Source organism: Nodularia sp. LEGE 04288 (genome assembly GCF_963896525.1).
Taxonomy (GTDB): Bacteria; Cyanobacteriota; Cyanobacteriia; order Cyanobacteriales; family Nostocaceae; genus Nodularia.
In genome coordinates this window covers 1-11,888 of the sequence record NZ_CAWQOY010000027.1, presented here as the reverse complement: position 1 = coordinate 11,888, position 11,888 = coordinate 1, and the positions used below count along the sequence as shown (strand labels likewise).

The window sequence follows — 11,888 nt, the reverse complement described above, 5'->3', positions numbered from 1 at the left end:
GGGAGCAGGGAGCAGGGGGGAGAAGACGGTAATTTCCCAATGACTAATGACTAATGAATTTTGCATTGGTGTTAGCGAAGCGTACGCAGCGCAGCGAGTATTTTAGATTGCAGTCTAATCCAAAATCCAAAATCCAAAATCTAAAATTGATTGACTAATGACCTTTATTTACACCCACCTACTTATGGTTCCAGTCATTTCCATCCAGAATCTCGACCACTACTTTGGTCTAGGTTCACTGCGTAGGCAAGTTTTATTTAACATTAACTTGGAGATTAAATCTGGCGAAATTATTATTTTGACTGGGCCTTCTGGCTCTGGTAAAACTACTCTCCTCACCTTAGTTGGGGCGTTGCGTTCTCCCCAGTTTGGGAGTTTGCAGGTTTTGTCAAGGGAACTTTGCGGTGCTGCTACAGAACAATTAGTGCAGGCGCGACAGCATAATGGTTATATTTTCCAAGCCCACAATCTGCATGGTAGTTTGACAGCACTCCAGAATGTGAGAATGGGTTTAGAACTGCACCAGCATATTGGCTTACCAGAGATGCAAAACCGTTCCGCCCTGATGCTAGAACAGGTAGGCTTAGGAAATCACCTTGATTATTATCCTGATAAATTGTCAGGAGGACAAAAACAACGAGTTGCGATCGCTCGCGCCTTGGTTAGCCATCCTCCCCTGGTTTTAGCAGATGAACCGACCGCAGCCCTTGACAGTCAGTCAGGTCGAGATGTGGTCAACTTGATGCAAAAACTGGCTAAAGAACAAGGTTGTACAATTCTCATGGTGACTCATGACAATCGCATTTTAGATATTGCTGATCGGATTGTTCACATGGAAGATGGCAAACTAGTACCGCAAGGCGGAAGTCAAAAGTCAAAAGTCAAAAGTCAAAAAGCTTATAAAATGGGCTTTTCATAGATTTTGAATGGTCTGTTTATTTACGCCAACTTGTACTAGTCAATGCTTCTCCCATGAAAGTTAACATTTAAATATACTGCCTGTTGTTCGTGCTGCTGCAAAAGATACCTTAAAATAGATTTGCACTGAGGTATGAAAACATACTCCATGCTGATTTAAAAAATCTGCCTCGGTGAAGACACACCAGCGTCTATGAGTTAGTCTGTTTGTGAACAGAAGTAAGGGATTGTTTTGTAGCTCCATGACTATCGATCATCACACTAGAGAATCTGAGCAGAAACTGCCATATTTTGATTTTAAAGGCTGGAAAACCCACCGCCAGACCAAAAACGTATTCATCGGCATATTTGCCTCTGTGTTTGTTGTCCTCTTGGCTTTGCCTGTAAACGCTTTGCAAGCCCAAGTGACTCCCAGTAATCCTCAGTTGGGAGATACCCTATCTGTGCTGATTAACGTAGATAATCCAGCAAATGGTAGTAATCCCACCGTGACTGTCGGTGACAAATTTTATCCAGCATTTGCGATCGCCCCCAATAAATATCGGGCTTTAATTCCGACAACTCCACTGAATAAACCTGGAACCATCACACTGAAAATTTCCGGGGATAATCAAGTGCAGAACTTGGCAGTGAACTTGCGTAATCGCACCTTTCCCACGCAACGGATTAATTTACCACCGGGAAGAGCTGGGGTGAGCGCCACAGAACACGAACTCCAGCGCGTAGCAGCTTTCAAAGAAATTCAAACACAGCAAAAGCATTGGAATGGCCCACTCCTCAAACCAAATCAAGGGCGGATTACAACAATCTATGGTGTACGTCGCTACTATAATGGTAAATTTGCAGAAAGTTATTACCATCGTGGCGTTGACTACGCTGGTGCTACAGGTTCACCCGTAGTCGCCCCAGCTGCTGGCACTGTAGCCTTAGTAGGTAAAGTATCCGCAGGATTTCGGGTTCACGGCAACACCATTGGCATTGACCACGGGCAAGGAATAACAAGTATTTTAATGCACCTGAATAGTATTAATGTTAAAGAAGGCGATTTCGTCAAAGCCGGTCAATTAGTTGGCACAGTCGGTTCCACAGGCGCTTCCACAGGGCCGCATTTGCACTGGGGTTTATATGTCAACGGGCAATCTGTTGATCCAGTACCTTGGAGAGTTGATGGAGTCGATTAGTCAAAAGAAGCAGGGGAGCAAGGGAGAAGACCCAGACTGAGCTTGTACTCCGCCCCAGTTCAAGCGCCCTAAAAGGGCTGGGAAGAGTACCCATGCTCTGCTTTGCTCCACCTAGAGGGTTTGGGCTTCTTCTTCCCTGCTCTCTGCCCCCTTCCCCTCTGCCTCTTCGGTAAAGACGAAGTTGATAGCGTTTGTCCATAATTTGTATACATTTGGTCGATAATTAGGCAAAATGAATTGGATTGATACTGTCCCTAACCTGCTTGACTAGCCTAAAGATAATGAGCGTTATGAGTATTGAAAAAATTGTAGAACAAGCTCTCCAGGATGGTTATTTGACACCAGTAATGGAAGCAGAAGTTGGAAGAATCTGTGATAACGCATCGGAACTCTCAATTGAGGAGTACATGGCGCTGGATCGACTGATGGGGGCATTATTAATCGGTGAGGTAGTGGCCGTACCTCGCAAACAATTCATTAACGTCATGGAAGAATTAGTACTGACTGAGGCGATCGCCAGAGCCGCAGAAATTGAAGCCACCAGCGAAAGATGCTTGGATGTGGGAGATATAGCTGCTTACGCCCTCAACCGCTTACCACCCTTGTATGCGACTACAGAAGAAGGTGCGAGCTACCAACGTCTACGTGCAAAGGCGGAACTGCAAGAATTAATTTCCCAGCAAATTACTGAGTCCATAGGGCGTAACCTTGACCAACCCAACGACAAGAGAACACCAGTCTTTGGCAAAAATACTGGTAATGAAGTTCTGCGCCAAGTCAGTACTTTACTCCAGGTCTACGCACCAAACTTTGAGCAAAAATCTCAGTTTTAATAGCCATTAGTCATTAGTCCCTAGTCTTTAGTTAAGCACACCTACGATAGCTAGCGTTGTGTAGCCAGGGATACGCTTTGAATAACAGTCCTTAGTCTGTGAGTTTTTCCTCTGACAAAGGGTGGGGTATGCACCCTCAACAACTAATGACCAATGACCAATGACCAATGACCAATGACCAATGACCAATGACCAATGACCAATGACTAATTAATCAATCGCGCACTGATACAAGTGTGCCAACATTTACCTGCTCATATAATAAACGGACATCATCATTACGCATTCTTAAGCAGCCATGAGAAATAGCAGATCCTAACAAGTGTGTATCTGGCGTGCCATGAAAGCCAATTGCATTGCGTCCATCTGACCAAAATCCAATCCATCGTTCACCCAAAGGACTATCAGCACCTGATGGAAATATTTTGTTCGTGATGGGGTGCTGCCAAATCGGATACTGCTGCATATCCGTGACGCGGAAAGAACCTGTAGGGGTTTCCCAACCTTCCTTACCTATAGCAATGGGGTAACTGGCGATAACTTCACCACCCTTGTAAACATAGGTACGGCGATCGCTTAAATTCACCACCACTTCCGTCTGAGTTGATTTTGGTGCAGATAAACCCTGAGAATTCTGCCTTTGTCTTTGAAACAGCGATACCCTAGGGCGCGGCTTTGCCGATCGCAACTGAATAGACCCGGTTGAATTGGAGCTGACTCCACCCGACAGATGGGATACAGAACTCTTCTGGATATCTGGCTGGTGAGTCGGTTGAGCCGCAGGTGTAGACGCGCCACGAACAGTTTCACCTAGACCCCCATCAGCCATCTCAGTCCGGTTTCCGGCGGCGGAAGCTGGCTGCTCAAACTGCCCTTGAGTTGTCGTAATCCGCCAATGGACAGCTAGCGATAAGATAGCTGTGCCAAAACAGAGAAACATGACTATACGCGCTACAGATTCATTTCTTACCATTGCCATCGCCTATTGTTTATCCCTGACATATCCAGTTGACTAATTGGTTCATACATCCAAAATTATCAATAATTTATATTTACTTATCTGTTCTCTTATAACTCTGCCGATAGTTTTGGGCAAACTAAGACAAGACGATCAGCAGACCCCTGCACAAAATTCTTCCTTTAAAAAAAAATTTTATTCACAGGAACACTCACAGGGTAGCAATCCATCATTAATGGTGTGGGTGAGAGCAAAATCATGTTGGAAAAACTATTCCTCGCAGTCATAATTACATTTTCCCTAAATTTCTTTTTTCAAGTCCGTGTACTCAATTCAACTCAAGCTGGTGTTCATGAGCCACAACCCACAGAAACACCAACCACAATTATGGTAAAAAGCCCGAAAAAATAAGCTTTTTAGGCGCGACATCTGCCTATATTAACAGAAGTTAAAATTTCGCAACTTTTGGTGCAACCGCTACCCATCGACAAAACTATTTCCACATGAAGGCTGAATTTTGGTGTTTGAAAACAACAGGCACTTAACGCCTCTGAACCCACATATTTGAAAACATATGTTGTGAATTTTGTCAAATGTATATGGTCACAGAGTGCTGATTGCACAAGTATACGTAAAAATACTAGATTTTCCCAAGTGAGCAATCATCGCTAAAAGCACAGCTATAGTATGATTAGCAGTAAAAACAAACTTTGACAGTAGCGATTAATGTCTCTAACTTTATATACCACCATGTACCAATCATTAATCCGTCACTACTTGTAGGAACATTGCGCTCATTAGCTTGTCTAATAGATAGGGATGATTCACAATTCAGTACGATCTATGAGCCAATCGATTACTGTATCCTGGTCAACGGTGGATGCAAGATACCCAGAAGCATCGGTGCAAGTTGACAAACTATCTAATCACGATCTGATTTTACGCTGTCAAGTCGGACTGCGCCCAGACCGTGCTGCGTTTGCTGAACTATTGCGCCGCTATCAAAGTCAAGTTGATCGAGTTCTATACCACTTGGCTCCAGATTGGCCAGACAGAGCTGATTTGGCTCAAGAAGTGTGGATTCGAGTGTATCGAAATGTCAACCGATTACAAGAACCAGTCAAGTTTCGAGGCTGGTTAAGCCGGATTGCTACCAACTTGTTTTATGACGAGTTGCGTAAACGTAAGCGCGTCGCTAGTCCCTTGTCACTGGATGCTCCCCGCACACTAGAAGACGGCGAGATGGATTGGGAAATTGCTGGCGATACTCCCGGACCAGAAGAAGAACTGACAACTAGAGAATTTTACGAGCAATTGCGAGTGGCGATCGCCGATTTACCAGAAGTGTTTCGGACTACAATTGTTCTCAGAGAAATCGAAGGTATGGCATACGAAGAAATTGCCGAAATTACCGGTGTTTCTTTAGGAACAGTGAAATCGAGAATCGCCAGAGCTAGATCCAGATTGCAAACTCAGTTGCAAAATTATCTAGATTCCTAGTTTCCCCAATCTGGCAATTGCCTAATGGTAAGATTTAACGATTGTTTAAGAATTTTGATGTCAATTTAGACTCATGCTCCCATCGGGAGAGGATTTAAGAAATTTATCAGGATTTCTCGCTATCTTTACCCGCATATGAATTGGTCATAATGCTACAATGAATACTAATTCTCCATTTGATGACTGTTCCCCTTGGCTAGATCCTGAAGATTTGTCAGGTGAGAATGGTCAGCATACCAATGAATCAACGGGTGCTATGGATATGGTGAAGCGCGATCGCTTCGAGTTATTAAGTGCTTACCTCGATGGAGAGGTAACAGCCGCCGAAAGCAGGCAAGTGGAAGAATGGCTAAAAAACGATGCCTCAGTTCAACGCCTGTATAGCCGACTACTAAATCTACGGCGAGGTTTGCGGACTTTCCCAGTACCAGCAGCCCAAGAACCACCAGAAGTAACAGCCCAGCAAGTTTTAAAGCGTGTACACCGCCGTTTTCGTCCCGTTTGGGCATTTGGAGGAGCCGCTTTAGCCGCTTGTGTGATCGGTGCTGTATCAGGCTGGCTACCAGGTGGTGGATTCAAAACACTGCAACTGGCGCAACAACCACCAGTAGAGCCTACACAAAGCACGACAAAGCCTGTAGTTTCAAGTTCTCCCCTAATGGTGGCCTTAAATAACCCAGTAATAGAAATTCCCAAAGCGGCAATAGCCTCTCCGGAACAGTCTGTGAATCTGGAGCAGCCTATATTAGGGGAAATCGAACCCAACATCAATTAATCGCCATTCCATGAGCGGGTTAACTAGATTTGCTCCTCCATCCATCTGGTTGGGCGAAAACTCCTAGTTGGTAAACTCGCTCTAAATTCATTTATTTCGGAAAATCACAGCAACTATGACAAGATGTCTTTTGACACCATTGTGTTGTAGGAGCAAAAATACTACTGAGTAATTTTTACTAAAAGTAAGAACACGAAGTGAGCAAGTATTTTTTTCTCCTACCAGTTGCCTTACCGAGTTTATTTATAGCTTTTCCTGCCCTTGCTACTGAGACAGAACAGGTAAATTCCACTATTTTTAACTTAAGTGAAATTGAGTTACCTGTTACTAAAGCTGAATTATTAACTCAAGAATCTATACCGATTGAAGTTAGCCCGGAAACTCAGCCAGAAATAGAATCAATTCCCCCAGACAATCCAGATATTTTTATAGAAGTCACAGGTGAAAAAGACCCCTTACCTGAGTCTACCCCTGTTTATGTGATCGATAAAGAAGAAATTCAAGAACAAGGCGCTACAAGTGTAGCAGATGTATTAAAAAGAATGCCTGGTTTCACCATCAATAATGTTGGACCTGGTGCAGATATTCACACAGGGACATACTATCGGGGAGCTTCAATTGAACAGTCTGTATTTTTAATTAATGGTAGACCAATTAATAATAATATCAACACCTATCATGGCGGCACTGATTTAAATAGCATTCCTGTAGAAGCTATTGAACGAGTCGAACTATATAGTGGTGTAACCTCCGCTTTGTATGGTTCATCAGCCTTTGGTGGTGTGGTGAACATCATTACCAAAGCAGGTTATGGTCAACCGAAATTAACTGGGAGTACAGAATTTGGCTCACTAAATTTAAATAATCAACAGGTAAGTTATAGTGGAGCAGTTGGTGATGCTCAGTATAATTTCAGCTTTGAAAGATATTTTATAGATAATCGTTATCGTGTTCCCGTTGGTGCAGCCAATCGTGATCCTGAAGGATTTTTAGCGAATGCAGACACAGCCACCAGTACTTACTTTGGCAGCATTGGTCTGGATTTAGATAGTAAAAACTCTTTAAATTTTGATGTTAAAACACTCAGCAGTCGTCGTGGCTTAGTCTATTTCGGTTTTCCACTGCAAAGAGATAGATTAGACCATGATGGCTTAAATGTGGGCTTATCTTGGAAAACTCGCTTGGGTGAAGGCGAAAGTTCCAATCTCACCACTACACTCGGTTACAACCAAGATTATTTTAGCACTTATGGCCCCACAGCATTTGCGGGGCAAGAATTTAACCGTACAGGTGTTTTAGATACACAACAGATCACAGCTAGGGTAGATCATGCATGGAAATTAACGCCCAGTTATCAATTACGCTGGGGTTTAGATTTCAAGAACACTGACTTAAATAGTGATACTTTTAGTACAAGACCTGATAGAATTGCCAATAACGGCACGGAAAATAGAAGTTTATCAAATACAGCTTTATTTGCTGTTAACACTTTAAATATCAGCAACAATTTTCAGGTTGATTTAGGACTCAGACAAAGCTTTGATGGGGAGTTTGGTAATTATCTCAACCCTAGTGCTGGCTTACGTTATGCGCTCTCTCCCACAGTAGCAATGCGCGGAAGTTGGGCTGGGGGACAGCGTAATCCTGGGTTAGATCAATTATATGTTTATGATACTGTTCACGGTTGGGAACCTAATCGGGATTTAACACCAGAAACAGGCTCATCTTGGACTGCGGGCGTGGATGTTAAACTGACAAATAATTTAATTGGACAGTTTACTTATTTCGGCAGTAGTTTAGATAATCGCCTGGGAATCATTGCCGGCAGATGGGAAAATATTGGTTTAGTCAATACTAATGGTTTAGAAGCTGCATTACGATTACAAATTGCTCAGGGCTGGTCAACTTTTCTTAACTATACTTATACAGATGCTCAAATCAAAACAGGCACAGAAGCAGGTTTACAGTTAGGTTTTATTCCTTATTCTGTAGCTCAAGCTGGTGTAGGTTATCAAAATTCCGGCTGGAACGCTAATTTGTATCTTACCTATAACAGTGGCACTCGCCGAGCCTTTTTTAATGTCCCTGGTGAAACCAGCCGAGATTTTGCGCCTGCTTTCTTAAATTTAGATTTGAGTGGTCGGATTCCTGTCACGCCCAATTTGGGACTGACGGTTTATGTGGAAAATTTACTCGGTGAGCAATATGAACGAGTGAATCGCATCTACAGTCCTGGCTTGACTTTCCGTGTGGGTTTAACTTCAAATTTTTAATGGTTTGTAGTGAAGACTTTAGTCCTCTCTCTCCGTAAAATTGGTATGTCGTTAATTAACCCCAATCAATTATAATGGCTGAATGAGAGCCAGAATTGAAAATACAATCCTTTTTGTCAACCACGAGGACTTACCCGCATTTAAAAAAGGTGGGTCTGTGGTGAGAAATTCTTATTTTTGGGCGCTACGTTCAATTGCTGGTCGAGCTTCCCGTGATCGTGATTGGGAATATGAGCCAGAGGTATGGTTGGCGCTGGGGCGAATGCTGTTATCTTTCGCTGAGTCGGGATATTTGGGTTATAAGGAAACTTTGTTAGAGTTTCCCTTATCTCAAGGGGAAATTCCGGCTGTATTACGAGATGCGGCGACTTGGGAGTAAGCCGGCGGGGAAAATTTTCTCTATTACAGCACTTCGCGGTGTTATGAGGTATAAGAACCCCACCCCTAGCTCTTCCCCGCAAGCGAGGCTACGGTGTACACACAAGTGATCTGATCCCCCTAAATCCCCCTAAACCCCTTCGGGGATGCGCCTTCGGCGTAGAAAAAGGGGGACTTTAAGAAATTTTCCCCCCTTCTCAAGGGGGGTTAGGGGGGATCGAAACGCTGTTAGGCAACTTGATAAGACTTGTGTGTACACCGTAGCAAGCGAGGAGGGGAACCGGATTTACAGTGAAATTCGGTTTTTAGGGATGGAAAACCTTTTTGGCTCAAGATGTGTGTACACGATAGGCAAGCGATGAGGGGGCTAAGATGTACCTTATATAATTGGAAATCGCTGTAATCAAAGCCTCTCTGTATCCAAATCATCTGCAATTTTGTCCAAACGGTTATTTGCGTCTTTGGCAATCTGCATATAGCCCATACTAGCTACGAGTCCAATAGCAGTGGTAACAGCCCCTTCTGATGCTTTGTCGGCAATCAAGTACCCAGCACCTACAAGACTGATGCCGAAAGATAGGGCGGTGGCAATTAAGGCAAAATTGAAGCTGTAACGTGCTTGACGAATACGCTCTTGGACAATACTTAGTCTTGCTGTTAACAAAGGGTTAGATTCAGAGCTAGAAAGCATGATATTTTTAGACATAATACTGGGGATTTCAGAAATTTCCTTTGATTACCTCTTTATTAACCCCTGTATTTTGTTGGCTGTGGTCTATTTTATGTACAACTTGTATGTAAAACTTATGTCAAATTTATATCATGTAAAACTTTTGTAAAAGTTATTGTGAGTAAGTAATGGGGCGATCGCATCGAGTATCAGCAGCAGGAATTGAAAAGGTCAATAAAGCATTTGATAGATATGGTACAACGCAGGAGTGTCTAGGAGGCTTGGCAGGGTGTACTCGACAGACTGTAATCAAATTTTTTGCGGGAAGACCTGTTGAGAAGCGCTTATTTAAAACTCTGTGTGATACGTTAGAGTTGGAGTGGGCAGATATTGCGGAACTAGAGTCAGAGGAAGTTGTAACTTCCAAGGCTGTTATTATGAATAAACTCAGAAGTGTTGAATCTGAAACTGAAGTAAATAGCTCAACAGCAACAGTTCTGCAAGAAGAACTATGTAGTCCCCAAATTATTGTTACATCTAATGCCAGGACTGGGAAATTTGTTATTAAAATACCAGGCGATTTAAATAAATTTTTACAAAATACTGAAGAACAAAAGACTCTGCTAGAGGCGGTGAAAAAACTTGCAGGGGATGAAAACGCAAAAATAGATAAAATCGAAAGAGGCAGTATAAAAATAACCTTCAATGTTTCTCCATCTGGTATTAAAAGGCTAGAGGAACTGATTAAATCAGGCAAACTTGAAGACAATCTAAAGGAAGAACAAAATAAAATTTATCTAGTTCAAAGGATTACTCACAGAGCTAAAGGCACAGAACTAGACCTAAGTGACACTAATTTGAGCGGCACTGATTTACGTGGCATTGATTTGAGTGGGATTGATTTGAGTTGTGCTGACCTGAGCAATGCCAATTTAGAAAATGCCAATTTAGAAAATGCTGACTTGAATTGTGCAGACGTGAGTGGTGCAAACTTGAGCGGTGCTAACCTCAATAATGCTGACTTTAGTGATGCAATAGTTAAAAATGCTGCTAATTTAAGTGGTGCTAATTTAAGTGGTGCTAATTTAGATCGTACTGATTTAAGTGGTGCTAATTTAAGTGGTGCTAATTTAAGTGGTGCTACAGTTAAAAATGCTCAATTCGGAGATAATCCAGGAATTACTGAAGATAAAAAGCGTGAACTAAAACAACGAGGTGCAATTTTTGAAGATTCACACGGCGATCGCGCTGAAGTTTTTGCTCGCTAAACTGAATACCCTGTAACTTAATAAAGCGATCGCTCTTTTTTCAGCCCTCCCCATCAGAAGAATTAGCCAAACCTGCTGGTCGGAGTGTAGCTCTAAAAATTGTTGAATTTGTGGATCTAAGATATCAAGCCAGATGATGACGTTTTTGGTGTAAATGAAAGTGCCAATAGTAACAAATCAAGGTGCGTTACGCTCAGGCGATAACACACCCTACATTTAAATTTTCTTGCGTACCGACTTACAGTGCTTTGTTATTTCACTTCTTCATACCAGATTCCTACTCTTTCAAAGGAAGAATAAGCAAGTTTGAGAAATTGGATAACTCGCTGTTTACCAAGCACCCCAAATTCTTTATACTCTCGCGCTTCCGCAAAAGTCAGGCGATTTTGGTCAATGATATTTCTCTCTTTGTATGCCAGTTTGGGAAAATCTACTACCTTAATGTTATATTGCGTAACTAAATTTTGAATGGCAACATCAGACTCTACGTGTTCCCAATCATCGCACAGCCCTAAATTTCTGACTAAAATATGCGGGATATGAACACCGTAGGTATTTACTGACTGCACAAACAGGTTGAGGCTGTCATATCCGCCGGTGGATACAAACCACTTGCAAAAACTCACTCCCTCAGAACGTCCCAATTCAATTAACAGATTTTTCTCAATCCAGCTTTTGACAGAGCGATGGGATTGAGCTGCTAAATTGACAATGACTGGTTTTGACATAGCCATCTCGAAGATTTTATCGGCTTTATCGGCGTGGCGTTCATCTTCGGTAAATACAGCATACTGGCATATTCCTTTATACACACCAGCTACATCAGGATTAGACCTATCAGTTTCTACTGGTACAAATGGTATTCTTTTATCGAGACAATACTGAATCATTGTCCTGGTGAGCAGAGATTTTCCTACTCCACCCTTTTCACCATCCACTAAATGAATTGTCGGCATAGCAGCTACTCCTAATCCTGATTGCAGTCATGTCAACTATCTGCAATTAGCTTAGAAGCTTTTGGCGTTTTACGCTTAGTTACTTTGATAACTTTTTTTAGATGTAGCCTTAGTCACAGCGGTTAAGACGGTATTAATCAAGTCAGGTTAATTATTTACGATTACCACAATCTAGCAC

General features: G+C 42.4%; 12 protein-coding genes. 9 read left to right on the top strand and 3 right to left on the bottom strand.

Annotated features, from left to right (window positions below; translation table 11 throughout):
• Positions 1–184 precede the first annotated feature (184 nt).
• The 3 genes from AACX33_RS02500 (at position 185) to AACX33_RS02490 (ending at position 2,932) form a co-directional block, all read left to right on the top strand.
• Positions 185–919 carry a DevA family ABC transporter ATP-binding protein gene (locus AACX33_RS02500; RefSeq protein ID WP_194002092.1) on the top strand — a complete coding sequence of 245 codons (735 nt, stop codon included), beginning with the start codon at positions 185–187 and terminating at the stop codon, positions 917–919.
• Between the two features lie 241 nt (positions 920–1,160).
• The gene (locus AACX33_RS02495; RefSeq protein WP_194002094.1) at positions 1,161–2,099 is read left to right on the top strand and encodes a M23 family metallopeptidase; all 939 of its coding nucleotides are present in this window, start codon (positions 1,161–1,163) and stop codon (positions 2,097–2,099) included.
• 290 nt (positions 2,100–2,389) lie between these two features.
• A complete protein-coding gene (locus AACX33_RS02490; RefSeq protein WP_194002096.1) occupies positions 2,390–2,932 on the top strand; it encodes a late competence development ComFB family protein in 543 nt (180 codons plus the stop codon).
• Positions 2,933–3,146: 214 nt separating this feature from the next.
• On the opposite strand, the gene AACX33_RS02485 is transcribed toward AACX33_RS02490, so the two are convergent.
• Positions 3,147–3,911: a L,D-transpeptidase gene (locus AACX33_RS02485; protein WP_194002098.1), complete on the bottom strand. Its 765-nt coding sequence runs from the start codon at positions 3,909–3,911 to the stop codon at positions 3,147–3,149.
• A gap of 237 nt (positions 3,912–4,148) precedes the next feature.
• Here AACX33_RS02485 and AACX33_RS02480 point away from each other — a divergent pair, with 237 nt between their 5' ends.
• The 5 genes from AACX33_RS02480 to AACX33_RS02460 all read left to right on the top strand — a co-directional run bounded on the left by AACX33_RS02480 (position 4,149) and on the right by AACX33_RS02460 (position 8,817).
• Complete coding sequence (locus AACX33_RS02480) at positions 4,149–4,301, top strand: hypothetical protein (RefSeq protein WP_194002100.1); 153 nt, start codon at positions 4,149–4,151, stop codon at positions 4,299–4,301.
• A gap of 432 nt (positions 4,302–4,733) precedes the next feature.
• Positions 4,734–5,390 (top strand): sigma-70 family RNA polymerase sigma factor, encoded by a 657-nt coding sequence (locus tag AACX33_RS02475; RefSeq protein ID WP_194002102.1) that lies wholly within the window; start codon positions 4,734–4,736, stop codon positions 5,388–5,390.
• Positions 5,391–5,547: 157 nt separating this feature from the next.
• The gene (locus tag AACX33_RS02470; protein ID WP_194002104.1) at positions 5,548–6,165 is read left to right on the top strand and encodes an anti-sigma factor family protein; all 618 of its coding nucleotides are present in this window, start codon (positions 5,548–5,550) and stop codon (positions 6,163–6,165) included.
• A 197-nt stretch (positions 6,166–6,362) separates the two neighbouring features.
• A complete protein-coding gene (locus AACX33_RS02465) occupies positions 6,363–8,438 on the top strand; it encodes a TonB-dependent receptor domain-containing protein (RefSeq protein ID WP_194002106.1) in 2,076 nt (691 codons plus the stop codon).
• Positions 8,439–8,520: 82 nt separating this feature from the next.
• Positions 8,521–8,817: a hypothetical protein gene (locus AACX33_RS02460; RefSeq protein WP_194002108.1), complete on the top strand. Its 297-nt coding sequence runs from the start codon at positions 8,521–8,523 to the stop codon at positions 8,815–8,817.
• Positions 8,818–9,219: 402 nt separating this feature from the next.
• On the opposite strand, the gene AACX33_RS02455 is transcribed toward AACX33_RS02460, so the two are convergent.
• A complete protein-coding gene (locus AACX33_RS02455; RefSeq protein ID WP_227789403.1) occupies positions 9,220–9,522 on the bottom strand; it encodes a TRADD-N-associated membrane domain-containing protein in 303 nt (100 codons plus the stop codon).
• Between the two features lie 152 nt (positions 9,523–9,674).
• On the opposite strand from AACX33_RS02455, the gene AACX33_RS02450 reads away from it, so the two are divergent.
• Positions 9,675–10,754, top strand: a complete 1,080-nt coding sequence (locus AACX33_RS02450; protein ID WP_194002110.1) for a pentapeptide repeat-containing protein — start codon at positions 9,675–9,677, stop codon at positions 10,752–10,754.
• A gap of 251 nt (positions 10,755–11,005) precedes the next feature.
• Here AACX33_RS02450 and AACX33_RS02445 read toward each other — a convergent pair whose 3' ends face one another.
• The gene (locus tag AACX33_RS02445) at positions 11,006–11,710 is read right to left on the bottom strand and encodes a mobilization protein (RefSeq protein ID WP_194002111.1); all 705 of its coding nucleotides are present in this window, start codon (positions 11,708–11,710) and stop codon (positions 11,006–11,008) included.
• Between the last annotated feature and the right edge of the window lie 178 nt (positions 11,711–11,888).